This is a genomic window from Promicromonospora sukumoe (assembly GCF_014137995.1).
Lineage (GTDB): Bacteria > Actinomycetota > Actinomycetes > Actinomycetales > Cellulomonadaceae > Promicromonospora > Promicromonospora sukumoe.
Genome location: NZ_JACGWV010000001.1, coordinates 1740204 through 1763383 on the forward strand (window position 1 = coordinate 1740204; position 23180 = coordinate 1763383).

The 23180-nt window shown below is 69.6% G+C and carries 23 protein-coding genes and 1 tRNA gene; 6 read left to right on the forward strand and 18 right to left on the reverse strand.

Annotated features, from left to right (window positions below; genetic code table 11):
- Positions 1–8: 8 nt before the first annotated feature.
- Positions 9–443, reverse strand: coding sequence for a hypothetical protein (locus FHX71_RS07645; protein ID WP_182615134.1), 435 nt, complete (start codon positions 441–443; stop codon positions 9–11).
- 217 nt (positions 444–660) lie between these two features.
- On the opposite strand from FHX71_RS07645, the gene FHX71_RS07650 reads away from it, so the two are divergent.
- Positions 661–1422 carry a phosphotransferase family protein gene (locus FHX71_RS07650; protein ID WP_246402351.1) on the forward strand — a complete coding sequence of 254 codons (762 nt, stop codon included), beginning with the start codon at positions 661–663 and terminating at the stop codon, positions 1420–1422.
- A 148-nt stretch (positions 1423–1570) separates the two neighbouring features.
- Positions 1571–2491, forward strand: a complete 921-nt coding sequence (locus FHX71_RS07655; protein ID WP_182615135.1) for an NADP-dependent oxidoreductase — start codon at positions 1571–1573, stop codon at positions 2489–2491.
- Here FHX71_RS07655 and FHX71_RS07660 read toward each other — a convergent pair.
- A complete protein-coding gene (locus FHX71_RS07660; protein WP_182615136.1) occupies positions 2466–3371 on the reverse strand; it encodes a helix-turn-helix transcriptional regulator in 906 nt (301 codons plus the stop codon). The genes FHX71_RS07655 and FHX71_RS07660 overlap by 26 nt on opposite strands.
- Before the next feature lie 101 nt (positions 3372–3472).
- Between FHX71_RS07660 and FHX71_RS07665 the strand changes: the two genes are divergently transcribed.
- Both FHX71_RS07665 and FHX71_RS07670 read left to right on the forward strand, forming a co-directional pair.
- Entirely contained in the window at positions 3473–4399 is a 927-nt protein-coding gene (locus tag FHX71_RS07665) for an SDR family NAD(P)-dependent oxidoreductase (RefSeq protein WP_182615137.1), read from the forward strand.
- Between the two features lie 176 nt (positions 4400–4575).
- Positions 4576–4660, forward strand: a tRNA-Leu gene (locus FHX71_RS07670).
- Here FHX71_RS07670 and FHX71_RS07675 read toward each other — a convergent pair.
- The 13 genes from FHX71_RS07675 to FHX71_RS07735 all read right to left on the reverse strand — a co-directional run bounded on the left by FHX71_RS07675 (position 4642) and on the right by FHX71_RS07735 (position 17986).
- Positions 4642–6315, reverse strand: coding sequence for a recombinase family protein (locus tag FHX71_RS07675; RefSeq protein ID WP_182615138.1), 1674 nt, complete (start codon positions 6313–6315; stop codon positions 4642–4644). The genes FHX71_RS07670 and FHX71_RS07675 overlap by 19 nt on opposite strands.
- A gap of 3 nt (positions 6316–6318) precedes the next feature.
- Complete coding sequence (locus FHX71_RS07680) at positions 6319–6516, reverse strand: hypothetical protein (protein WP_182615139.1); 198 nt, start codon at positions 6514–6516, stop codon at positions 6319–6321.
- A gap of 49 nt (positions 6517–6565) precedes the next feature.
- Positions 6566–8080: a hypothetical protein gene (locus tag FHX71_RS07685; RefSeq protein ID WP_182615140.1), complete on the reverse strand. Its 1515-nt coding sequence runs from the start codon at positions 8078–8080 to the stop codon at positions 6566–6568.
- A 16-nt stretch (positions 8081–8096) separates the two neighbouring features.
- Positions 8097–9188 (reverse strand): hypothetical protein, encoded by a 1092-nt coding sequence (locus FHX71_RS07690; protein WP_182615141.1) that lies wholly within the window; start codon positions 9186–9188, stop codon positions 8097–8099.
- Between the two features lie 76 nt (positions 9189–9264).
- Positions 9265–10254 (reverse strand): class I SAM-dependent methyltransferase, encoded by a 990-nt coding sequence (locus tag FHX71_RS07695; RefSeq protein WP_182615142.1) that lies wholly within the window; start codon positions 10252–10254, stop codon positions 9265–9267.
- A 55-nt stretch (positions 10255–10309) separates the two neighbouring features.
- Positions 10310–11290 carry a hypothetical protein gene (locus FHX71_RS07700; protein WP_182615143.1) on the reverse strand — a complete coding sequence of 327 codons (981 nt, stop codon included), beginning with the start codon at positions 11288–11290 and terminating at the stop codon, positions 10310–10312.
- On the reverse strand, positions 11287–12174 hold the full coding sequence (locus tag FHX71_RS07705) for a hypothetical protein (protein WP_182615144.1): 888 nt from the start codon (positions 12172–12174) through the stop codon (positions 11287–11289). Before FHX71_RS07705 ends, FHX71_RS07700 begins: the two co-directional genes overlap by 4 nt.
- Complete coding sequence (locus FHX71_RS07710; RefSeq protein ID WP_182615145.1) at positions 12171–12584, reverse strand: single-stranded DNA-binding protein; 414 nt, start codon at positions 12582–12584, stop codon at positions 12171–12173. Before FHX71_RS07710 ends, FHX71_RS07705 begins: the two co-directional genes overlap by 4 nt.
- Before the next feature lie 564 nt (positions 12585–13148).
- A complete protein-coding gene (gene imuA' / locus FHX71_RS07715) occupies positions 13149–13838 on the reverse strand; it encodes a DnaE2-dependent mutagenesis accessory factor ImuA' (protein ID WP_182615146.1) in 690 nt (229 codons plus the stop codon).
- 75 nt (positions 13839–13913) lie between these two features.
- The gene (locus FHX71_RS07720) at positions 13914–14216 is read right to left on the reverse strand and encodes a hypothetical protein (protein WP_246402353.1); all 303 of its coding nucleotides are present in this window, start codon (positions 14214–14216) and stop codon (positions 13914–13916) included.
- A 142-nt stretch (positions 14217–14358) separates the two neighbouring features.
- Positions 14359–16209 (reverse strand): type IV secretory system conjugative DNA transfer family protein, encoded by a 1851-nt coding sequence (locus FHX71_RS07725; RefSeq protein WP_182615147.1) that lies wholly within the window; start codon positions 16207–16209, stop codon positions 14359–14361.
- 29 nt (positions 16210–16238) lie between these two features.
- Positions 16239–16748: a hypothetical protein gene (locus FHX71_RS07730; RefSeq protein ID WP_182615148.1), complete on the reverse strand. Its 510-nt coding sequence runs from the start codon at positions 16746–16748 to the stop codon at positions 16239–16241.
- Positions 16749–16891: 143 nt separating this feature from the next.
- On the reverse strand, positions 16892–17986 hold the full coding sequence (locus FHX71_RS07735; RefSeq protein ID WP_182615149.1) for an ArdC-like ssDNA-binding domain-containing protein: 1095 nt from the start codon (positions 17984–17986) through the stop codon (positions 16892–16894).
- A 267-nt stretch (positions 17987–18253) separates the two neighbouring features.
- On the opposite strand from FHX71_RS07735, the gene FHX71_RS07740 reads away from it, so the two are divergent.
- Complete coding sequence (locus FHX71_RS07740; RefSeq protein WP_182615150.1) at positions 18254–19420, forward strand: chymotrypsin family serine protease; 1167 nt, start codon at positions 18254–18256, stop codon at positions 19418–19420.
- A 110-nt stretch (positions 19421–19530) separates the two neighbouring features.
- On the forward strand, positions 19531–19821 hold the full coding sequence (locus FHX71_RS07745) for a hypothetical protein (RefSeq protein WP_182615151.1): 291 nt from the start codon (positions 19531–19533) through the stop codon (positions 19819–19821).
- Positions 19822–19888: 67 nt separating this feature from the next.
- Here FHX71_RS07745 and FHX71_RS07750 read toward each other — a convergent pair whose 3' ends face one another.
- From FHX71_RS07750 to FHX71_RS07760, 3 genes are all read right to left on the reverse strand, one after another.
- Complete coding sequence (locus FHX71_RS07750; RefSeq protein ID WP_312876958.1) at positions 19889–21268, reverse strand: putative type IV secretion/conjugal transfer ATPase; 1380 nt, start codon at positions 21266–21268, stop codon at positions 19889–19891.
- A 176-nt stretch (positions 21269–21444) separates the two neighbouring features.
- Positions 21445–21915, reverse strand: a complete 471-nt coding sequence (locus FHX71_RS07755) for a hypothetical protein (protein WP_182615152.1) — start codon at positions 21913–21915, stop codon at positions 21445–21447.
- 73 nt (positions 21916–21988) lie between these two features.
- Positions 21989–22915 (reverse strand): hypothetical protein, encoded by a 927-nt coding sequence (locus FHX71_RS07760; protein ID WP_182615153.1) that lies wholly within the window; start codon positions 22913–22915, stop codon positions 21989–21991.
- Positions 22916–23180: the final 265 nt, after the last annotated feature.

Below are 23180 nucleotides of genomic sequence, written 5' to 3' on the forward strand. Positions count from 1 at the left end.
CGCCGCCGTCACGCCCGCCGCAGGTCGTCGTACGTCGCCAGCGGTACCAGCCCCGACGCCGCCGAGGCGATGTCCCGATCCCCGGCGACCAGCACGTCGGCCTGCAGCGTGGCGACGGCGAGGTACTCGGCGGGGCCGGTGTCCTCCCACTTGAGCTGCCGCGCGATCTTCCACGCGGTCGAGCGCGAGACCCGGTCGCCGAGCAGCCGGACCTTGAGCGTCGCGACCCGTTCGAGCAGCGCCCGCGCCGTCTTCTCGTCGAGGAGCCCGGCGTCGGCGTCGCGGTAGAGGATCGCCATGGCGTGGCTGCGCAGCACCGCGGGCGCGACCAGCGGCACGCGGGCGCCCGCCGCGGGGTCCTCGCGCACCAGGCGCAGCGCGGTGACGGCGTCGATCGCGAACCGCGTCCTCCGGCCGGCGCCGTCCTGGTCGGGTCTGTTCATGGGTCCAGGAAACACCCGACCACTGACACTCACCCGCCCGGCCCCGGCCCGGCCCGGCCGACGTCGGCCGACCCCTCGCGGACGATCCCCTTCGAGACCGAAGTTTCTTGTCTTTGAGGTCGGTCAAAGACAAGAAACTTCGGTCTCGAAGGGAAGCCGCGCACGGCACCCCACCGAAAAACCGGAGAGATCCGCCGGCTGCGCCAGGATGGCCGCCATGAGCGAGGCAGCCATGGGCGAGGTGGAGGTCGTTGTCGCGCACAGCCAGCGCGCGACGCTGCGGGTCGGCGACGTGTTCCTGAAGGTCGACGGCGACCCGGCGCACGCCGATGTCGAGATCCGGGCGATGGGCATGGTCCCGGTGCCGACCCCGGCGATCCGCTGGCACGAGCCGCCGGTGCTCGCGATCGCCGCCGTCCCCGGCACGGCCCTCGGGGTGCTCGGCGAGCCGTCCCCGGCGTCGTCGGCGGCGTGGGCCGCTGCGGGCGCCGCCGTCCGAAGGCTGCACGACGCACCGCCTCCGCCCTGGCCGGGCCGCGGGCTCGACGACGTCGCCGCGGAGCTGGAGCGCGAGTGCGCATGGCTGCTCGCAAACGAGGTCCTGCCCGCCGAGGTGGTCCGGCGCAACCGCGAGATCGCGCAGGCCGCCCTCCGGCCGTACCGGCCCGCGTTCATCCACGGCGACCTGCAGATCACCCACGTGTTCGTCGACGGCGACGAGGTCACCGGCATCATCGACTGGTCCGAGGCGGCGCCCGGCGACCCCATGTTCGACCTCGCCATCCTGACGCTCGGGCACGAGGAGCGCCTGGACGACCTGCTGACCGGCTACGGCCCCGGCGCGGACCGCGACGTGATCCGGGCCTGGTGGTCGCTGCGCAGCCTGACGGCGTCACGCTGGCTGGTCGAGCACGGCTTCGACCCGGACGCGCCGGGCTGCGAGTTCGACGTCCTCCGGTCCCGGATGCGCGAGCCCTAGGCCGACGTCGCGGCTGCGGCAGCGGGTCCGGATCCGAGGGATTCCTGGCCGGGCTCGGGCGGCGCGGACCGCTCACCGGTGGGCAGCATGGGGGAGTGGGCGCAGCGTCCCCCGCGCGGACCGTCCAGCGACGACGAGAGGAACCACCATGCGAGCGATCACCACGCAGGACCGCGAGGCCGGCATCTCGGGCCTGGTCATGAGCGACCTGCCCTACCCGCACGCCGCGGAGAACGACGTCGTCGTCCGCGTGCACGCCGCCGGCTTCACGCCCGGCGAGCTCGACTGGCCCGGCACCTGGGTGGACCGGTCCGGCCGGGACCGGACGCCGACCGTGCCCGGGCACGAGCTCTCGGGCGTCGTGGCCGAGCTGGGCTACGGGACCACGGGCCTGACGGTGGGCCAGCGGGTGTTCGGGCTGACTGACTGGAGCCGCAACGGGTCCCTGGCCGAGTACACCGCCGTGGAGGCGCGCAACCTCGCCCCGCTGGCGGCCGACCTGGACCACACCGTGGCCGCCGCGCTGCCCATCTCCGGGCTCACGGCGTGGCAGGGGCTGTTCGACCACGCCCGCCTGCGCACCGGGCAGACCGTGCTGGTGCACGGCGCCGCGGGCGGCGTCGGTTCGGTCGCCGTCCAGCTCGCCCGCGAGGCGGGCGCCCGGGTGGTGGGCACGGGCCGCGCCGGGGACCGGGACCTGGCGCTCGACCTCGGGGCCGACGCCTTCCTCGACCTGGACTCCGGCGAGCTGGGTCAGGCCGGCCAGGTGGACGTGGTGTTCGACGTCATCGGCGGAGAGGTGCTCCAGCGGTCGACCGAGCTGGTGCGCGCGGGCGGCACCGTCGTCACCATCGCCGCGCCGCCCACCGTGCACCCGAAGGACGGGCGGGCGGTCTTCTTCGTCGTCGAACCGGACCGCGCCCGGCTGGCCGACCTCGCCGAACGCGTCCGGGCCGGCCGGCTCAGGCCCGTGGTCGGGGCCGTCCGGCCGCTGTCCGAGACGGCGGCCGCGTTCGCCGGACGGCGCGTGCCCGGCAAGACGATCATCGAGGTGGCGGCGGGGGAGTGACGGCGGCGGGCTCCTGGCCGCCGGTCTCCTGGCTGCTCGGTGCCCGCTCCCGCATGGCCTGGTTGCCGAGGACGATCGCGAGCGCCAGCCGCTCCGCGTCCTCGGTGCCGGGCTCGCAGGAGTAGACCATGATCCGCAGGTCGTCGCCGGCGACGACGAGCGTGTCGCAGTCGATCCGGATGCGACCGACCTCGGGGTGGTCGACCGTCTTCAGCTTCGCCGGTGCCTCCTGCGCGGTCAGGTCGATCGCCTCCCAGAGGCGCACGAACTCGGTGCTCTGCGCCTTGAGGTCCGCCACGAGCCGGCGGATGCGTGGGTCGGTGGGGTAGCGCGTCGCTGTCAGCCGCAGGTCGGCCACGAGGTTCGCCACCAGGTCGGCCTCCTCCTGCGGCGAGTGGACCACGCGTGAGGCGGGTCCGAGCAGGTGCCGCCAGACCGCGTTGCGCTCCGGCCCGCGCCACGCGGTGGTCCGGCCCATGAGGGCGTCGTAGGCGGCGTTGGCGGTCACGAGGTTCCACATCGCGTCGAAGATGACCACGGGGTGCCCGTCGAACCGGTCGAGCATCCGCTGCACGCTGGGCGTGATGCGACTGGAGACCAGGCCGCGCCCCGGGGCGGTCAGCCCGGCGAGCCGGAACAGCAGCTCGCGCTCGGGCTCGCTGAGCCGGAGGCCCCGGGCGAGCGCCTCCACGACCTGGTCCGACGGCGCTGTGGCCCGCCCCTGCTCCAGCCGCGTGAGGTAGTCGACGGAGATGCCGGCGAGCTGGGCCAGCTCCTCCCGGCGCAGCCCCGCGGCGCGCCGTCTCGTGCCGACCGGTATCCCGGCGGCGTCGGGCGAGACGCGGTCGCGCCAGTGTCGTATCGCTGGTCCAAGCTCCATCGGTCCAGTCTGCGCTCCGGCCGCGCGCTTGTGGTGGCCCTGCCGGTCCTACGACAACCCGACGACTGCCCCGCGGCATCCGGCCGACCCACGATGGCGGCATGACAACCTCGACCACCGGAACCGTGCTCATCACCGGACCGACGGGCGGCCTCGGCCGGTCCGCGGTGCTGGCCATGGCGAACCGCAGCCCGCAGCACCGTCCCGACCTGCTCCTCGTGGGGCGGCCCGGTCCGCGGCTGGACGCGATCACCGCGGAGGTCCGGGCCGTGGGCGCCACGGCCCACGCCATCGGTGCCGACCTGGCGAGCCTCGCCGACGTCCGCGCTGCCGGCCAGGAGGCCGTGCGCCTCCTGACCGACGGCGCCGTGCGGCCGTTGCGCGCGGTCATCGGCAACGCAGGGGTGTCGGTGGCGGACACCCGCACGGCGTCCGCGGACGGCCACGAGCTGACCTTCGCGGTCAATCACCTGGCCCACGCCCAGCTCGTGCGCGAGGTGGCGGGCGCGCTCACGGCTCCGGCCCGGATCGTGCTGCTCGGTTCCAACACGTACTACCTGAACACCCCGCGCCGTCTGCTCGGCGTGCCGCCCGCCGAGTGGCGCGACCCGCTGGACCTCGCGCGGCCGGCGGACGCCGGGGCGGAGCCGGGCACCCGGGACGCGGGCGTCGCCTACTCGAACTCGAAGCTCGCGATCCTCTACTACGCGCACGAGCTGCAACGGCGCCTGCCCGACGGCGTCGCCGTGTCGGTCTTCGAGCCGGGGTTCATGCCCGGCAGCGGCCTCTCGCGCGAGCACGGGCCCGCGCTGCAGCGGGTGGGACGCGCGGTCGGGCGCATCCCCGGGGTCTCGACGCCGGAGCGCTCGGGTCCGCTGCTGGCGGCCGTCGCCCTCGACGAGCGCTGGGCGCACCTGCGCGACGGCGCGTTCGTGGTCAAGAACGCCGAGCGCGAGGTGGAACCGTTCGCGGTTGACCCGCAGCGCGAGCGGCGGTTGTGGGAGGTCACGGAGGAGCTCCTGGGCTGATGGGCGGGGCGCCAGGGCCTGGTCCGGGCGGCCCCGCGCCGGTGTTCGGGCGGGACCTGGGCCGCCTGGTCTCAGAGCGGCCCAGGTCACACGCTTTTCGATTCGGACCCGACCCCTCCTGCGTGCTATGTTTTTCCACGCACCGGGAAGGCGGAAACGCCAGGAACGGTCCACCTGTCCGGGTGGCGGAATGGTAGACGCGCTAGCTTGAGGTGCTAGTGCCCTTTATCGGGCGTGGGGGTTCAAGTCCCCCTCCGGACACTTTTATCGTAACGCCCTGTGATCAGGGGGTTTACAGAGAAGACGACTTCTGACGCAGCGGCGTTGAAGTCGACTCGAACGCCGAGTGCCTCATAGAGGTCTCGGCGTTCTTCGTCTGTAGCGCGACCCAGGACGTTGAGCGATCCGCCCACGATCTGTAGGTCTTCGGCCAGTTGCTTGACGTCGATCGACTCACCCGGGGCCTGCAGGTCATCGAGCTGGCGTTGGAGTGCTTTGAGCTCAGCCTCCTTAGCGACGAGCGCAGTCGTGATGGCCTCGGAGGTGAGGCCGCCCGCAAGGATTCGGACGAGGTTCTCGATCTCCTTCTTCGTCTCGGCGATCTGCTTGTGCTGAGCAACCGCCCGTTGGCTGGAACCAGGGTTTCCACCGGCCATGGTGGCGGCGAGCGCGGCTGGCTCGTCGAACAGCTCGAAGAGGAAGCTGTCCAGCACGGGTAGGACACGGTTCTGGTTGAGACCGGCAACGGGGTGTTCGGCCAGCTTCGTTGGGAGCGCTCGCTTGCCGCCGACGTCGCAGCGGTAGAGCACACGGCCGGTGCCGTCCTTCTTCTTCGAGGCGTAGAACCGGGCCGACAGGCGACTTTCACATGCGGTGCAGAAGCAGCGGCCAGCGAGCGGGTACACACGGCCGGTCGATGAGGTCTTGGGGCTGCGCTGGTTGGCTCCCCGTCGCTGTGCGTTTATCCGGGCGAGCGCTTTCTCGTAGGTCGCGATGTCCACGATCGCGGGGTGGGTCTGACTGTCGGGGCGGATCCACTGGTCGGTGCCACGCCAGCGCATCCGGGTGACCTCGCCCGCGGCGACGTCCTCGACGTTCATGAGCTGCTCGAACTTCTCCTGCTTCCCCCAGACCCGGTAACCCGTGTAAGTAGGGTTGAGCAGGATCGCGCGGACGGTCTGGTGGGCCCATCCGCGCTGGTCTCGATGGGAGTTACGAGCCGGGTCGTAGGCGGACGGCGAAGGGATGTCATCGGCGACGAGGCCGGCGGTGATGGCGCGGACTGCCTTTCCGGCGATGAACTCGGCGAAGATCCGCTCGATGACCGGGGCCGTGACGGGATCGGGGGACAGCTTGTGGGCACGCTGGCCTGCGGCGGCCTTAGCCGGGTTCGGGTGGGGGCCGATGTCGATCGACCGGTACCCGTAGGGCGGGCGTCCGCCGAGGTGGCGGTCGGTGTGTGCGGCAAGCTCGCGCATGGAGGCCGCGGTGCGCTTCTTGATCCGGCTACGCTCGCTCTTCGACATGCCGCCGAACAGCCCCATCATGATCTCGTGAGCCTCGGAGTCGGGGTCGACCTGACCGCCTACCTCGGGTACGAACAGCGCACATTTGTAGTGCGTGAGTACAGGGAACGTCATGGCGAACTGGTGACCGTAGAACGCGCGCTGCGGCTCACCGACGACGACACCGTCGAAGCGGCGGGAGCCGCGCTTGATCTCCTCCAAGAGCGCGTTTGCCTCGGGCCGTCGCTTCCATGGCAGAGATCGAGACTGGCCGACGTCGAAGAACTCCGCGACGATGCGGTGCCCCATCGGTTCGACGAGGTCTCGGGCTCGTTTGAGCTGCCACATCCGCGACGTCGTGGGGTCCTGGGCGTCTTCGGTCGAGACCCGGCCGAGGAAGGCGAGATCCATGGGTCACGCTGCCTTTCGTGCCCTCCCGGTGGGGCGGTTGGCGCGATCCTCCTCTGCGACGCGGCGCAGGATGCGGACGAAGACGGCCAGCGCGTCGGGCGGCGGTTCGTAGTTCTCGGGAAGCCGAGCGACGAAGCTGAGTCCGTCGTCCGACACCGTCGAGTGTCGCGCGGCGTGGGCGATATCGGCGGAGATCTCCATACAGGAGAGGTGTGAGGTGCAGTCCGGGCCGCCTGGGGACTGGCTGTGGTCAGCGTTGGATGCCGGGCGGCGGCGCGCTCCGGCTAGACCGGGTCGGTGTGGAAGCGAGGTAGCGCCGGTAGGCAGCTTCCTGTGCCTCCGGGGTGCCAGGCTCAGCGGCAAGGTGCGATGCAGGGCTATGCCGTTCCTCGAAGCGGAGTCCGCTGGTGCGACTTCCGCGCCGGCCCGCGAGCAGCGAGGCCCTGAAGGTTGCTCTCGAATGCTCGGCGGCCTCGATGTCCCGGGACGTCCACGGAGACGGCAGCGACAGTTCGGTCCGGAGGCGCGCGGTTAGCTCCGAAGCCAGAGCGAAGAATTCCGGAGCGCTGCGCGGGGCGAGCGAGACGACCCGGTCCGTGATGCCGCGCCCGTTCGTCAGTACGTAGCGACGGTCGCGGGCGCCTTCGCGCAGGATCGTTGCAAGGCGGGCGTCGACCCTGTTTGCGAGCCTGTCGAGCACGGCCAGGTCGAGCGTTGACGGGGTAGCTGGCGTGGCGAGGAGTCTGATCGTGGTGCGGGTCTCTGAGAGGGCCTGGTCGGGATGCCAGGCATGTTTCGGATCCGGTTTCGTGTCGCCGTCACGAACGCCGCTGGTCGTGTGCACGAGCCGGTCGTAGAGGAGGAAGCGCTCGTCGAACCGCGCGGCAAGGCCGGTTGCACCGACGGACCGCGCGATGTTACGCGCGTCGTAGCTGACCTGTCGGTGGGCGATGATCAGACGGCGCAGCGTCAGGGCGCCAGGCGGGACGTCCAGGTGCAAGAGCGCATTGCGCTGGGCGTCGTTCGCCCCGGACACACCTGGCGGATACGGACCAGGTGTCACAGCGAGACGCTGGTGGAACATGCCGGTGTGGTCGATGTCGCCGGTGCGCTGGCCCTGGGCGTCCAGGACCTGGCCGAGGTCATGGGCTGACAGCCAGTCTGCGCACAGTTCGGCCGCGCGGAGCAGGCCCCAGGAATGGGTGTGACCTTTGACGTATCGGCTGCCACCGAAGTGGTACCAGGTCGACCTGTCGCGTATCCGGTCGTCGAGCCGGATCAGCGCCCGCACCAGGTCGCAGGCGTCGCTGATGGCGCGGAGGCCGTCCGCCCGGGAGAGATTGGTCAGTGCGCCGAGTTCGTGGTCGAGTGCCTCGCTCGCTGCACTGGCCGCCTGGCGCCACATCTCAACCAACTCGTACTGGTGGCGGGCACGCATGTCGGCGTCGGACGGTTCCGGGATGGCCTGGGCGATGGGCTCCACCGCGGCCGCGAATCGGTTGACCAGCAGGCGGCCCGGGCCCCATTCAGGATCGAGTGTTGTTGCATTCGCGGGCACGACAGCGTCGAGCAGCGCTAGGGTCCACTGCAGCACCGGGATTCGGTACCGCTGGACGAGCAGGAGGTCCGCGTCGATCCCTGACGGCGTCCGTCGGGGTACGCCGCGCCCCATCGGACCACCGAGGTGCGGGATCGGCCGCAGGTAGTCGGTGAGAATCCTCGTGAGCGTGTCCCTCAGGACGATGCTGATGTCGCCGTAGGTCATAGCCGCTCCTACCTGCCTACAACTCAGGTGTGCCGGCCCCAGGGTCGTGGTGCTCCCGCCTTGGGTAGCCCGTCGACGGTACGGACGGAGCCGGCGACGAAACCGTTCGCCCGCTTGCGAGACGCGGCGCTGGACGCTGAGCAGTCCAGTCATCCTCGAGCCTGGTCAGTTGGTCTTGTGACGCGCGTGCGATGCCCGGTCGCATCGGTCTGGGGTCGACACCCGCCTCGATCGCCCGTGTAACGAGCGTGGTGAGGCCGGATGACTCATTCGCGTATCGCAAGAGGCCGTGAACGATCGGCGGGGGCCACACGGCGAGGAATGCCGCCGCAGCAGCGGTGGACGCGAGCTCGGGCCGTTCGTCGGGTGGTGCCGCTCGGAACGTGCGAACTAGGGCACTGGTTCGAGGTCCCATCAGTTCGTCGCTCGCGCCAATTGCGTGCGCGAGCGCGCAGTCGCGCATCCGGATGTCGGTGGTGATCAGGTGAGACAGGACTGACATCTGCTGGAGGTCGTCGACTGGCCCGGTGGCCAGGGTGTCGATGGCGTGCTGCGCGACCTCTGCCCGGAGAAGAGGAGAACTGCTGCTCAGCGCGGCGGCCCGGTCGGCGGCGATGTCGCCGAACAGTGGAACAGACAAGGGGGCTACGGATTCGAGCAGTTCTTCGCGCGACGCCGCAGGTACTGGACGGCCGCCTAGCGCTGCCCGTGGCACGACTCCCGTTAGACGCACAGCTGGTCCCCACGTGCCGGTGGCGGACTGGCGGAGGCGACCGAAGTCCTCCTGGACATGGATCTGTTCGGTACGAAGTCCCAACGCATCCTTAACGGCATCGGCGAGGGCCTGTGAGCGGGCAGGGCCCTCCGGCCCGTACGCGGTCACGATCAGTCGTGCGACGGGGTGCGGTTTCAGCACTCGGCCGAGGTATGCGGTGATCTTTTCGGCGGTCTGGTCGTCGCTGCCGTTACCGTCGTTCCAGTCGATGGCGGCGTGCGCGATGGTGCGCAGATCGGAGTCGAACGCACCGACGACGACGTGCTGGTCTCCGAGCTGGTGGCCGATGGTGTAGGGCAAGTGGGCGAGGTACTCCGCCAGTTTGGTGATCATGACGATGGCGTCCTTCCGGGCTGCCTGGCCGATACGAATGCTCCGCGGAGCAGCGGTATCGACTTCGGATCGACACTCACAGCGCAGGCCCGTCCGGGTTGGCCCTCGCGGCCCGCGACGTGTCCTGGACGGGCGCCGGGTGCGCCTTGCTCGCGCGTGTGGTGCGTTCCTGGGCGTACAGGCCGTCGTCGATCGCGATGTCGGAGTGGGCACCGAGTGCCTGAGCGAGTGCCCGGCGGAAGTCACCGCCGACCGGGGCGACCGTCGTCATGTCGGGTTCGACCGGGTCGGGCACGATGTTGCCCAGTACGGCCCAGGGCGCGATGGCGTAGCAGTCGTTGATGAGCATGTCCGGAGCGTCGTGGACGTGTACGGGGCTTCGGCCGATGAAGTCCAGGCCGGCCGGCGGGTGACCTGGTTCGCGGCGACGCAGCAGGAGCAGATCGACGGGGCTGTCCTGGAGCGGTGCCTGACGTAGCGCGGACGAGGGCAGGCGGACGGCGGCGACCAGGTCTGCGTGCCGGGCGATGGAGCGGCGGGGCTGGGCGTCGGAACCCTCCAGCAACTGGCGATGGGCTGTGACAACCAGGAGCCCGCCCGGGCGGAGCCAGGCCAGGGCGTCGAGGATGAGCCCGTGGTGCACCATCGCGAGATCGGTCTTCGTGGCACGGGTCAGCGCTCGGGTGTCCGTCATCGGCAGATTGGCCAGGACGAGGCTCGCGTTCTCGAGCTCGGCTTCCTTCGCCAGCCGGAGCTGCAGGTCAGGGTGTGGCCACTGGTCGGCACGGGGCGAGTCGGCGATCAGGACGTCGCCGACCTCGTAGTCGTCGATGCTCTCGGTGAGCTCTCGTGCGTCGGGCGGGACGCCGGCGAGCACATCGGAGTCCTCGCCGATGGCCAGGAGTCGTTCGGTCGTGTACTCCAGCGCCTTCAGGTGCGGCCACAGGTGTTCCGAGATGTTCTGGTGCGCTGCGGCCGCCGGGGTGTCGTAGTGGTACTTCTTTCCGAACAGCTCCAGGAGTGTCTCCAGGTCGGTCTGGATGAAGTTGGCTTCGTCGAACTGCATGGGTGTTCCTTCCGTTGGTGGCGGTGGTAGGGCGGGTGTTCCGTCTTGCCTGCGGTCACAGCTGCGGACCGGGCGATTCCCCGGGTGGGCGGGTGGCGCTGGGCCAAGGAAAGGGCCGTGCAGACGCTGGCGGCGGGCCAGGTGGTCGGTCGCTGTGGGCACCGTGATGGTGTGCGATGTCGTCGAGCGCGGCGTTGAGCCGGCCTGGCCAGGTGCGATCTGGGTCGTGGACGGCGAGCTGCTTCATGCCCCAGTAGTCGGTGCCCACATCTCGGGTGCCGAGCACCCGGTCGGGGTGATCGGTGAAGTAGGTGCTCTCGTGCAGGCCGTCCTCGGGTGACCACTGCACACCGGGGAACTGCAGTTTCGGGTCGGGGAATGGGGTCTCGCGGCGTCGCAGGATCAGGACATCGACAGGGGCGTCGCATGCTCGGGCAGCCCGTAGTGCGTAGGAGGGCAGCCGCACCGCTCCGAGGAAGTCGGCTATTCGCGCCAGCTCGCCCCAGGGCTGCGGGTCGGGGAAGTCCAGGATCGAGTGGTTGGCCAGCAGTACCGCATGTCCACCTGGCGCCAGCGCGGTCAGGGCTTCGGCGGCCTGGATGTGAAAGCCGCGGTGCCGGGTGACGCGAGCCTCGCGGCTGCGTAGGCGGATGTCGTTGTACTGCATCGAAGCGACGGCGACTTCGAAGACCGGCGCGGTCTCCAGGTTGAGGGGGTACCGGCTGATCGGGACTGCATTCCCGACTATGTTTCTGTGGGCTCCGGGGGCTGGGACGGTTGCCTGCCACCGTGAGTACAGGGGGAACCCGTCGGAGTCACGAAGCTCTGAGCGCGCCGGGTCGCCGGAGAGCAGGATCTGCGGGTCGTGCCCGAAGGCCATGGCGCGCCCACCGGTCGGCGCGCCGAGGCTGTGCAGCAGGCGCCAGACGCTGTGCGAGATCAGTGCGTGCGCGTCGCTGGCATCGGCATGCTCCTGCGCGGTCAGGGCTGCGATGTCTGCATGCTGAAGCGCTTCCTGGGTGACGGCGTGGTTCATGGGGTGCCCTCCTGGTCGGTCGCGGCTGAGCTCTGCCCGTCCGGGGCTGGTTCGGTGGTGCTGGTGGACGTGCCGGGCAGACCCCACTGCTCGCGCAGACGGCTCAGTCGTCGGGCACGCGCCTCCTCGATCTCGGCCTGGGCGTCGGCCTCGATCTGGCGCCGCCGGGCGACGTCGTCGGCGACGAACACTGCGAAGTCCGCGGCCCGATCGGCGACCGTTACCGGGACCGGGCTCGTGGCGGCCTGTTCACCGGGCCAGGTGGTACGGCGGGTGGAGCGGTCCTCGGTGAGGGTGGTGCCGCACCGCTGGACCCAGTCCCGCAACCGGCGCCGGGAGTCGGAAAGGTCCCGCAGCCACACCAGCGGTGACCCTGGGTGGGCGTCCTCGGCGTGCCCAGCCAGCCAGGACGTGCGCAGCGCCGACAGCTCCCAGACCAGCTCGGGGTGCCGGTGCCACATCGGCGGCAGCTCCTGCGGCGTCAGGCCGAAGTCGTCGCGCAGCCAGTACACGAACGCGTCCAGCTGCCACCACTCCTGCTCGGCCCGCTCCGGGTCCAGGGTGTTCCAGTTGATCGGTACGACCGGCTCCGGCTCCTCCGGAAGCAGCGGGTCGGCATCTGAGGACGCCGTGCTTCCGCCCAGGCTCCGACCGCTCGAAGGGAAATGCTGTCCGTCGTTGCCGATTTCGTCTGGCGCGTCATTCAGGCCGTCGACGTCGGGCAGCGGGTCGCCGGGCCGCCACCCAAGCATCCGTAGCAGCGACAGCTCGGACGCATCGGCCGGTACACCGCCCTGCGTGACCGGCACTTCGTCCTGGGCGTCCGGGCCGGGCAGCTCTGGTTCGCCCGGGTCGGCACCGTGTACCTGGTCCGGGCCGCTCACGACGCACGCCCCGAGCTGGATGCTGCAACGGGTGCTGTGGTCGGTCGGAGCCAGCGGCGGGTGCGGGTGACGTTGTACCGGGTGCGCGCCGCATCGCGCCCGAGGCGCCGGGCGACGAACTCCTCGCGCTGAACGGTCTTGCCGTCACGGGTGACGTCGTAGACATTGACGTGGCCTGCGGCGACGAACGCGTCACCAGGCCGGAACCTTGTCTGGGCACGCTGGGTCGATGCGTGGAATACGACCAGGTCGCACGTGACCGGCTCACCGGGTGTGGAGCTCCCGTCCTCTCGCTGCCACTGCTGGGCGCGTACCCGCGCTCGCAGCACGGGCAGGCCTGTGCGGGTAGTGCCGGGACGCAGCCCGGTCAGGAACACGCCCTCCAAGCTCTGGCGAATGGGGATCGTCACGGTGGCTCCCTGCTCGGGTCACGGGCGCCAAATCGCGCCCATATCCCTTGCCAGGTGCACGACCAACACCACACCCACCGCAACCGCACTTGGAGCACGCCCGCAGAGGCGACCGTCTCGTGTCCCAACAACACCCGGAAGCCATCAGGGCGACTCAGCCTGAATCCGGGCTAGTGACGAGGGCGCGCGTCAGAACGACCCGTCCGGTTAGACCGCAGAGAGGGCGCCTGGCGCCGAGCCTCTGGGCGTGCCCGCGAGATGGGCTCATCGGGAGGCATCGGCCCCCGGGAAGGTTCGGCAGGTACGACGCGGGCGACGTCAGTCCAATGCAGCCACAGCCCAGTCTCGGTCCGGCGGTCGTTCTCATCCGGGGTGACGTAGACGAGCACGAAGTGGTTGTTCCACCGATTGGCATGTCCGGGCACCCAGATCGCGTGATCGGTCCAGCACAGGCGTGCCAGCACGGCCACTGGGTCCCAGGAGTAGGAGGGCTTGACAGGCACACCACCCACGGCAGCAGCGGGCCAGTTGTTGATCAGCCCCGTCAGGTCGTACACCACGGCGTTACCCCGCCCGACGACGGGCCGCAGCGCGGGTAGCGAGCGCGGTCGGTTCAGTAGTGTCATGCCGGGTGATGTCGAAGCGAGCGCCAGCGCCGCCCAGACGCGAGCGACGCACCACGCCCAAGTGGGCCTCACGCAGCCACTGGGCTCCGCGGTCCGGGCCGCTCCACCTGGTCTGCTCGACGTCGAGCACCAACGCCGCACCCTCCCAGTAGTCGGGCGAGAAGATTGTGGTGGCGCGTTGCCGGGCCCGGGCCAGAAGCCGGCGCCGCTCGCTCCGGGTGAGCTGGGCGCGAGGGCCGGCGACGACGATCTCGATACCGTCCAGGAGCGCGGCGAGGACATCGGCCATGCGGCTGCCAGCGTCAGGCACTGCGACGACACGCTCCAGGTCGACGCCTGCCTCGACCAGCGCCACGGCGCTGAGCTCGGGCCAGCCGATCAGCGCGATCCACCGGTCTCGCTGAGTGGCGCCCAGGAGCCAGCACATCAAGCTGGCCGAGCCCCGAACGGTGACCGCCACGCCGGCGGGCAGGTCGCCCCCGGGCAGCAGCTCGGTCAAGAGTGCGGGGGAGGCCGGGGCGAGTTCGACGACCTGGTTGCGGTGCTCAACTCCGACCCGGCGCTCGGCCGACTGGAGCGTGGCGCGGGCATGTTCCAGTGCCGTTGGAACTGCCACAGTGTCGAACATGCGTTCTATTGTATGTGCGAACACTGCGGTGTCCCGGACCGGCCGCCGTAGGGTGAGGACGGGTCCGTCTGCGGGCTAGTGGCGTCGAGGGGGCTGGTAGGTGTCGGCCCTGTCGGGCACACCGATCCCGCCGATGATCATCCAGTCCTCAGGCACCTGGCCGAACAGGGCGTCACGAGCCTGCTCGTAGGTCGCGGCCTCGGCCTCGATCTCGCGGGCTTGGGAGGCTTCTTCGCCGTGGACGGCAGCGCGGGTGTCGATCGTGGCCACAACCTTCATGCCGGTGCCCTTTCTTGCGGACTCGCTGAGCACCATGATGCGGCCGACCGCTGACACCCGCGTGCCTGGCGAGTGGAAACTTCCGGTGATCTCCGTCAATTGTTCGGCCGATTAGGACGAGATCATCTTGCTCACACTGCCTGGACTGGGCGGCGTGAATCCGGTACATGCTGCCGTCGGAGCACGTCAGCGTGGTGCCACGCCGACTCGATCTCGTCGCCGGTATACGGGCCGCCGTCCATCACGAGCTCTCCTCCGAGTCGTCCTGGGGTTCGTCTCGCTCACTCACGGGGCCACGCTCGGGCGGGGAGTGATCTGGGGTGTCGGCCCTGGGACGCCTGGTGCGTTGGGCCGCGTCCTGCAGGAGCGCCTCGACCTCGTCGCGGTCCGTACTGAGCTGGTCGGCATCAGGTCGAGTCGTCCAAGTCCGCAGGTCGGTGATGATCGGCGGCGCCGCGCGCAGCAGGACCAAGCTGATGCCGAACGGCAGCATCCGGATGGCCTGCGGCGGCATGATCGCCACACGCCGTACGGCGCGCTGTATCGACCTTGAGCCGCGTTCGCCGCGGATGTGGGTGTCGGTGAACTCGTCGCGTTCGCCGATCAGGCTGGAGAAGTCCGCCAGGTCTTTGGACGACGAGGAGCCGCCGAGGATGACTTTGACGATCGAGGCGTCCCAGATCGCGTTGGCCGCGTTCTCGCCCCACTTGTCCCGCGCCTGGGCCAGGGACTGCAGCACAGGCATTGTGGTCAAACCGGTGCCACCGCCTTCAGCCATCAGGGTCGGCAGCGAAGGCAGGGGCGCAAGGTTGCCGATCTCGTCCAGCGCCAGCAACACGGGTGGGTCCAGGCGAGCACCCGGTGAGGCGGCGGCCAGGTGCCGGGCGGTCTCGACCAGGTCCTCGATGAACGCCGCGACCAAGGGCCCAGAGGTCACCGACCCAGCCCCGGTGGCCAGGAGGTAGAGGGTCCCGTTGTCCCGTAGGAACGCCTCGGGGTCGAACGACTCGTCCGGGCCGGGAGACACCGAGTCCAGGACGCGGGGGTCGGCGAGGCAGGCCAGGGCCTGCTTGACGCCCATCCAGGCGCTGTCTCGGGTGCGGGGGTCGGCTTGGATGATCGACTCCAGCGACTGCCCCCATCCCGTGGCCGCGTCCGAGTGGGAGGCGAGGATCGCGGCGGCGTCCTCGGCAGCTGACGGCGAGTTTGACCATGCGAACAAGTCCCGAGCCGAACGCCCATCCAGGGCGGCGGCGTGCAGCATGGCCTGCAGCGCGGAGCGTGTCATTCCCTCCCAGAACCCACCGTTTTCCGTCCCACCCCCTCCCAGCCCGGTGGCCGAGGCGAGGCCGGTGGCCCGGATCATGGCGGTAAGGGGGTCTTCGCAGCCGCGAACTATCGACCACCGCAGCCCGGCCGGCAGTCCTTTGGCCAGGTGTTGCGGGTCGAACACAGCGACGGGTCCGACGCGTTCGCGTGCTTTGAGGGTGACGGTCAGGGCGTCGGGCCGGGTCGAGGTGGTCACGACGGCCCCGGGGGCGTCGAGGATCGCGTTGACCACCATGTGCAGGCCCTTGCCCGACCGCGGCGGCCCCAGGACTAAGAGGGAGTCCTCGACCGAAGCCCACACGCCCTGCCCGTGCGCGGCCCCCAGCTGATATCCGACCTCCGGCGCCGTGGGTTTCCGTAGTGACGGGCGCAGGGTGCGTGACCGCTTGAGCAGCACCCGCTCCGAGGCACTGTGCGCGACGTCGCGTCGCGTCGCCGTGCCGGGGGTGTGGTGCGGGTCGCGGGTCTGCCGGTGGTTCATCCCCAGGACTGCCTGGGTGACCTGCCAGACAACGACACCGACGACGGTCAGGAGTACGGCGACGGTGACCCAGTACGCGACCGGGTGCAGACCGTCTGCTCCGAGCACGACGGCGGGGTCGGCGGGCCTGAGCAGGACACCCAGTCCCGTCAGCGCGCTCCCGGTCGGTGAACTGGCGCCGATGGCCCAGGTGGCGAGGCTGCCCGCCGCGCGCAGCACAGCGGCCAGACCGAGCAGCCCACCCAGGGCGATCAGGCCGAGGTCGGTCAGCTCGTCACCCATCGCCCGTCCGGGCGCGGACGACGGCGTTCTCACAGTGCCCCCAGGCCGTCGTCCGCTGTCGCCCGGGATGCAGTCGCGGGTGCCCGCCGTGCGGGCCGGGGATGATCTGAACCGGGCTGACGCCGACGGACATCGAAGTTGCGGCCCATGAAGGCGCGGCGCGAAGGCGCTTCGACCGGATCGGCGGACGGTTCTGGGAGAGGCGACGTGTCCAGCGGCCGGGTGGTGCCGGAAGTCTCCCCGTGAACCAGCACGGCCCGGTCGCCGAGCGCGGTCGGTAGCTGGTAGCGCACCTGCCCGTACTCGTCGGCGTGCGTCTGCCCGACGACGACACTGATCGAGACCGGCTCACCCGGCAGGTAAGGGCCGGCGCCCACCCCGTCAGAGACCTGAGGACGAGGCGGATCTGCGACCTGGTAGCTGTCGGGAAGCGCGATGTCGGTGCGGGAACGACCGTCCTCGACGGTCTCGACCCGGACGGGAGTGTCCAGGTCGTTCGCGATCTGCTGCTGGGCCCACGGGGCGTCGGAACGCCCCAACGGTAGGCCCGGGCCCCTCGACGTTGTGCCCTCTATCTGGACGGGCGGCTGCCACGGTCGGCCATCGACCGTGACCGTCAGGTCCCCGTCGGGGCCGACGTCGAAGCGAGCCCGGGGTAGCGTCACGGGCACGTGCCGCCCGCTCACACTCCCGGTCCTTCTGCACCAGTCGAGCTCTGTGTCGGCCGTGGCAACGCGGACTGTGCGGCGCTCGCCGTCTGTCGCGGTCCGGCCTGGGAGTCGGCGACCACCGTGGAGATTGACGACGAGGGTGGTTCGCCGTCCGGGATCTGAGGCGTTTCGAGCTGCTCGAGGGCTTGCAGGGCTGCGGTGCGAACGCGTGTGGCGGTCTTCTGAATCGTCGTCACCGGGTCCTGCCCAGGTACACGGGAGGCCCAGGTCGCGACGTAGGGCACGGTGTACCGCTCGGTGTTCATGCCGTGCGAGGCGGCAACCATCAGGGCGAACGACTCGGCCTCGACCTCGGCGATGCCTCGGTGGACGACAGCGTCGACGTCGTCCCGGTCGTGCAGGATGACGTGCCCGAGCTCATGAGCGAGCGTCTTGACCCGGGCAGCCGGGTCCATGTCGGCGCGGACGTGGACGGTGCGCTTGAGCCAGTGCGTTACACCGTTCGCGCCGTCGATGGCGGCGGCAGTGGGTGCCTCGTGGAGCGTGAACCCGGCAGCCTGGATCTGGTGGGCAAGACCGTCCCAGAGCCCTGGTGGTGCCTCGCCTTCCAGGAGCGCCGGAGCTGGCTGTGTGGGGAGGGGGTCGCCCGACGTCTGGGAGACGTCCCAGACATAGGCAGGCCGGACCCCGACCATGCGGCTCTTGGCGGTCTCGCCCGCTTCCGGCTTCTCGCCCTTGCCCAGGCGCCGCCATAATCCGTCTTCGGTGACCGCGACCCGTGCGGTGACGGGCGCGAGGATCTGATAGCCGGCCTGGCCCTTGTCGACGCTTCGCCCCAGGGCCTTCCACTGCTTGTACCCGGCAACACGGGTCGGGTACGGGTCCGGGACGCGGCCCTCCTCATGCGCCGCGGCATGCTGCACCCAGATGAGCAGGGTGTTGTTGAATGATCGGCTCCGGAACCTGGCGGCGAACTCGATCGCGCGTCGCCAGTCCTGACCTGTGACAAGGCGGTCGATGGCGCTCGCCAGTCTCTCGTGCAAGGCGTCGAGCCTGGCGATCCTGTCGGCGATTTGGTCGTCCGGCGTTCGAGTGTCCTCACGCATGTTGCCTCCCAGCGGTGTCCGGAAGGCAGGTGTCTTGTGAACGCCACGATCTATCGGTGACATGCCGAAAGAGCTCGCACGGTGGGCAAGGCAGGTGATTCTTGTGGTTTCTGCTGCCGTGAAGGCGCGGTCGGTAATCGTGTTACTGGGCGCCTTGCAGGTTGGCTGGGTGAAACGGCGGGACTTTCGTGGTGCTCCGAGATCGGCTCGGAATATCGTCGGCTCCGGTTGGCCCCATCTCCCATGACCCCATTGGCAGGAGCGACCATGAAGCGACGCCATGTCCTGACCACAACGCTCGTCTTCGCTGTCATCAGCGGACTGGCATTGGTGCCGGCGCAGGCTGCTCCGCCCGACGATGCGATTGGTCCCCGAGCCGCCGCGGCGCGTGACTATGCGCGTGAGAACGGCGTCGATGAGGCCGACGCGGAAGCGGCCGTGTCGGACCAGCAGATGGTCGTTGAGGTGCTCAACGAGCAGAACCTGGAGCTGGGTGTCGATGCGGACGTCTGGTTCGATCAGACGGACACCGGGCAGCGACTTAGCGTCCGCACCCAAGATGTGGACGTTGCGAGTGCAGTTTCGGATCTTGCGCTGTCGAGTGAGACGACAGTGGCCGTCCTCGACGAGGCTCCTGTCGCTACGATCGTCCCTGAAATAACCGACGAAGTTGAAGCGATTGCTCGCGATTTTGCGCCTGGCATCCAGGGTCTCTATGTCCGGTCCGTTGATGGTGCGCTCGTGATCGATACCACGGACTCCGTCGGCGATGTCGACGCCATCGAACTGGCCGCGTCGACAGGATTCGACCAAGTGATTGTCGAGTCGGTCCCGGTCGCATCCGACACGATCCTCACCCGCGGCGGGGTGGCGATGAACGGCTGCACAGTCGCGTTCTCTGCGCGGAATGGCTCGTCGTACATCGGAGTATTCAGCGCGTCGCACTGCGGTACCAGCAAGCGGGTCTACACGAACACGGCGGGCACTGGCAGCTACGTCACTGCCACCCGTACCCTGCGCAATCACGGCGCGAACGCTGACATCGGCTTCTACAGGATTCCCGCTGGGCACTACGTGTCCAGCAGTTTCTTCGGATCCTCCTCGTCCAGTGCGACGACCATGGGTTCGCCTCAGGACGTGCCAGCAGGGATCACGGCCTGCCACCGCGGTAGGCCAGCGCTCGGCTGGGATTGCGGGACCATTGCGTCGATTGCGTATCGCCCGACCTGGACCGGTGCCTGCCCGAATGGCACGTGCAATGCTGTGTTCGTTCGTGTGACTGGCGCCCCGACGGCCGGGGGAGACAGCGGTGGGCCATGGGTGAACGGAACCCATCCGATCGGCATACACAAGGGCGGTGCCTCAGGTGCGGGTGGATGGAGTGTCTACTCGAAGATCTCCCGCATCCCGAGTGCGACATCTCTTTACTACTGAAGGTGAGGCCCACGATGAAGCGATCGACTGCTGCCGGCTGGTTGGTCTTGGGAGCCGTTGCAGGGCTGTCCGCTTGTGCCCAGGGATCAGGTAGCAGCACGGATAGCGGCTTGGAGTACGCCACTTATGCCTCCGATGACCCTGGTGTAGGCGATTCAGCAGTTCTTTCAGGTCAGGTCGAGGACACGGCTGGTTGCGTCACCGTGACCGAGAGCGAGACAGAGCTCATCTACACGCCGGTGTTTCCGGCCGGCTCCTCGTCAGCTGGCCAGTTGATCGCCGGCGACCAGGTGGAACTCCGTGGTGGTGCGCACGACGACCTCGCTGGAGTGCCCGATGTGCAAGCACCGGAGTCCTGCCCGTCTGACGGACCTTTCTGGTTGGTGGTTGAAGACGCCTAGTCGCTCCAGAGCGCACATAGCAGCGATCTGTTCCTGAGCGAAACCTTTCCGAGTGCGGCCAGGATGCTCATTGATCTCGGGCGCGGCCATGTATGCCGCGGGCCTTGGCACCGGTCTCGAACAAGCGGGCTTCGTCGGGGTGAAGCTGGGCCTGGACGAGGAAGGACCGGTTGCGGATGCGCCACAGTCCCTGCCCCAGTCCGAGGGTCGGAAGCAGCCCGGCTTCAGTGAGGGTCAGGTTCAGGGCTTGGGCGGTGTGGCCGAGCTGGTCAGTCTCCTGCCGATAGATGACCCGCGTTTCAGCGTTGGCTAGTAGCGCGGCGGCGAGTGAGCGTTGCGCGGTGCCGGTGTCGCCGACGTTGTCGAGGTCGGACAGTCGGTGGATGACGAGCATGTTCGCGATGCCGTAATAGCGTGCCAAGCGCCAGTGGGCGTCCATGCGGCGTAGCAGCGCGGGGTGAGAGATCAGGCGCCAGGCTTCGTCGTAGACGACCCAGCGTTGGCCGCCGTTGGGGTCGGCCAGGACGCCCTCCATCCACGCCGACGCGCAAGTCATCAGGACGCTGAGGGCGGAGTTGTTCTCCGTGACCCGGGACAGGTCCAGGGACAGCATCGGCAGCGACGGGTCGAACGCAACGGTCGAGGGACCGTCGAACAAGCCCACCAGGTCGCCGCGCACGAGCCGTCGTAGCGCGTGGGCGACGTGCCGGCCGTCCTCGGTCAGCCGCCCGTCGAGGTCGTCCGCCTTGTCGGGGGCCAGGAGGTGGTCGACGACGGTCGGCAGGATCGGCACGGCACTGGTGCGCACGGTGGCGCCGAGGGCGATGTCGATCGCGGTGTGCTCGACCGGGTGCAGCGGCCGGTCGAGCATGGTCTCGGTCAGTGCACCGACCAGGGTCCGCCGCCGGGCGGCGACCTGCTCGGCCCAGGCAGCGTCGTCGGTTCCGGCCGGGCGGTGGCCTTCGTCGAGCGGGTTGAGCCGCGCGGCCATGCCGGGGCCGAGGGCGATGGCTCGGCCGCCGACGGCGTGGGCGACGGCGGTGTGTTCGCCCTTGGGGTCGCAGGGGATGTAGACGCGTCGCCCGAACGCGAGGGAGCGCAGGTAGAGGGCTTTGGCCAGGGCGGACTTGCCGGCGCCGACGATCCCGGCCACGACCATGTTGGGTGCGGTGACCAGACCTCGTTGGTAGAGCACCCATGGGTCGTAGACGAAGGAGGATCCGGAGTGCAGGTCGCGGCCGACGAACACGCCGTCGGCGCCGAGGCCGCCTTCGGCCAGGAACGGGTACGCGGCGCCCCAGGTCGCGGACGTGTCCTGATGCTGGGGGACCCGGAACCGGATAGGCGTGCGCAGTGTGGCCGGGCCGTAGTCGCCGAAGCGGGGCAGGAACCGTAGGCCGCGAGTCTCAGCTCGTGCCGCGTCCAGGCGCTGCTGGTTGGACTGCATCCGGTCCTGACGTGCTCGGGCTAGCGCAGCTGCCGTGGCTCGCTGACGAGCGCGGCGCACCGACCTGGGTTCACGGCCGGTGGTCAGGGTCGCGGTGTGGAACTGCTCGGGCTCGGCTGGCAGGGCGCTGCCTGGATCGGAGTTCTCGTCCCTACCCTGGCCGGGGGCTGACGTCGTCATCGCGACCGCTTGGCGGTCCGGCTGCGCGGCAGATCTAGGGCGCCGTCGGTGTCGCTCTCGAGCCTGGCGTGACGCGCCTGGGCGCGGGGCCGCCCTCCCGCAGCGGTAGCTGTGGTGTCGGTGGCGGGGTACCAGGCGATGGCACCGGAGTGGCCCATGGCCAGGTCGAGGCTGAGGTAGGCCCGGCGGAACAGCTCGACGGCCTTGCGCAGGTGCTCGACCGCGGTCAGTGCGTGGACCTGTCCAGGTGCAGCCTTGCCCTGGTCGTCGTGGGCCAGGTCCACGTTGTCGCGATGCGCGGTCAGGACCTGGGTGGTGACCTGTTCCAGGCGACGGACCACGGCAGCCAGGTCGGTGATCACCCAGTACGTGTCCGCGAGGTCGTCGAGCTTCTGCGTCGAGTGCGCCAGCCGACGCAGAGCCTCGGCGGCATCCTCGGCGTCGTGCTGCGGATTGGTGGTCTCCATGACGAACTCCCTGAGCCTCGGTGAGCGTGAACACCGACCAGGTGCGCGGCCGACACCGTCAGCGGCTCGCTTGTCACAGGGACAGACCGTCGTCGGGCCTCGTTCTGGCAGGCTCGGGATCTATCGCATGCCCGGCTGCGGTACGGGTTGCGGTCGCCCGCGGCGCAACCGCCTGCGCGGCTGCGGGGCCGGGGGCCGGGTCGATGACGCCGGTGTACCGGTTGGGCCAGCCGTCCGGCGCCTGGGCGGGGAACTGACGCAGCAGGTGCACCGTGCCCAGACCGGGCTGGTAGCTCAGGACGTAGGGGCCGTCGGTGGCTTCGCTGGTGCCCGAGTAGTGCGGGACGTCCGCGTGGTAGTCCTGGTTGAACAAGGCCGCCTCCATGGTCTCGGACCCGTAGTCCCACTGCGCGAGGTGGTCAATCGCGGCTTGCGCGCCCTGATCCTGCAGGAGGTCCACGACGGCGTGCCCTTCCTCGTCCTGGAGGAAGATCACCGTGTAGTACCGCCCGGGAGGCCATGCCGGCGCCTCACCGGTGGGTTCCGGACCAGCAGAGGTGACCGGCGGTGCTTCCGCAGTGGCCGACTCGTTGGGCCCGAGGCCGCCAGGGTGCTCCAGTTCGAGGGCGAGCATGGTCAGCTCGTCGGAGTTGAGGTACGCGGCCTCGGTGACCCAGGCGGGGAACAGGTTCAGGCTCTCCGGGGCGCTGAGCGGATTGCTCATCTGGTGCCGGTAGGACTCGGCCGCCGCGGACAGAAGGGTAACGAGAGAGGTCATGCCCGCGGTCGTGTCGCCGTCGGCGCCGACTCCGGAATGGATGTCCCGCCCGTCATGAGGCAGTGCGCCGGGAACGGTGGCATCGGCGATGCGGTAGGCGTACCGCTGGCGGTAGCCGCCGTCTTCGTCCGGTGTGGTGCCGTCATGCCACAGCGCCAGACTGAGGGAACCAGCCTGCCGTGTGACCAGCTCTCGGGCGCTGGGAGGAGTGTCGTTGTTCATGCCGGACAGGTGTGCTCGTCCTCACCGTGGCCCTCGGTCCTGGGCTAAGTGAGACGCGGAGGGCTAGGTGCTAACAGGCGTTCCTATTGCACTGCCTGCTCAGGGCATCGCTTCGGCCGGTGCCTGAGTCGGGGTCCTGGACCAATTCCGCGGATGGACGCCCGTGCCGGTGCGTCCAGAATGCTACGACTGTCGGTGGTCGTGCGTAGGGTGACGCAGCATTCGAGCAGGTGGGCGGCACGGACATAACCGAAGGAGTGGAGGA

Excerpts from the sequence above, each read along its gene's own strand:
- FHX71_RS07645 (WP_182615134.1), bottom strand. The coding sequence starts at position 443 with ATGAACAGACCCGACCAGGACGGCGCCGGCCGGAGGACGCGGTTCGCG.
- FHX71_RS07650 (WP_246402351.1), top strand. The coding sequence starts at position 661 with ATGAGCGAGGCAGCCATGGGCGAGGTGGAGGTCGTTGTCGCGCACAGC.
- FHX71_RS07655 (WP_182615135.1), top strand. The coding sequence starts at position 1,571 with ATGCGAGCGATCACCACGCAGGACCGCGAGGCCGGCATCTCGGGCCTG.
- FHX71_RS07660 (WP_182615136.1), bottom strand. The coding sequence starts at position 3,371 with ATGGAGCTTGGACCAGCGATACGACACTGGCGCGACCGCGTCTCGCCC.
- FHX71_RS07665 (WP_182615137.1), top strand. The coding sequence starts at position 3,473 with ATGACAACCTCGACCACCGGAACCGTGCTCATCACCGGACCGACGGGC.
- FHX71_RS07675 (WP_182615138.1), bottom strand. The coding sequence starts at position 6,315 with ATGGATCTCGCCTTCCTCGGCCGGGTCTCGACCGAAGACGCCCAGGAC.
- FHX71_RS07680 (WP_182615139.1), bottom strand. The coding sequence starts at position 6,516 with ATGGAGATCTCCGCCGATATCGCCCACGCCGCGCGACACTCGACGGTG.
- FHX71_RS07685 (WP_182615140.1), bottom strand. The coding sequence starts at position 8,080 with ATGACCTACGGCGACATCAGCATCGTCCTGAGGGACACGCTCACGAGG.
- FHX71_RS07690 (WP_182615141.1), bottom strand. The coding sequence starts at position 9,188 with ATGATCACCAAACTGGCGGAGTACCTCGCCCACTTGCCCTACACCATC.
- FHX71_RS07695 (WP_182615142.1), bottom strand. The coding sequence starts at position 10,254 with ATGCAGTTCGACGAAGCCAACTTCATCCAGACCGACCTGGAGACACTC.
- FHX71_RS07700 (WP_182615143.1), bottom strand. The coding sequence starts at position 11,290 with ATGAACCACGCCGTCACCCAGGAAGCGCTTCAGCATGCAGACATCGCA.
- imuA' (WP_182615146.1), bottom strand. The coding sequence starts at position 13,838 with ATGTTCGACACTGTGGCAGTTCCAACGGCACTGGAACATGCCCGCGCC.
- FHX71_RS07725 (WP_182615147.1), bottom strand. The coding sequence starts at position 16,209 with ATGGGTGACGAGCTGACCGACCTCGGCCTGATCGCCCTGGGTGGGCTG.
- FHX71_RS07735 (WP_182615149.1), bottom strand. The coding sequence starts at position 17,986 with ATGCGTGAGGACACTCGAACGCCGGACGACCAAATCGCCGACAGGATC.
- FHX71_RS07740 (WP_182615150.1), top strand. The coding sequence starts at position 18,254 with ATGAAGCGACGCCATGTCCTGACCACAACGCTCGTCTTCGCTGTCATC.
- FHX71_RS07750 (WP_312876958.1), bottom strand. The coding sequence starts at position 21,268 with ATGCAGTCCAACCAGCAGCGCCTGGACGCGGCACGAGCTGAGACTCGC.
- FHX71_RS07755 (WP_182615152.1), bottom strand. The coding sequence starts at position 21,915 with ATGGAGACCACCAATCCGCAGCACGACGCCGAGGATGCCGCCGAGGCT.
- FHX71_RS07760 (WP_182615153.1), bottom strand. The coding sequence starts at position 22,915 with ATGAACAACGACACTCCTCCCAGCGCCCGAGAGCTGGTCACACGGCAG.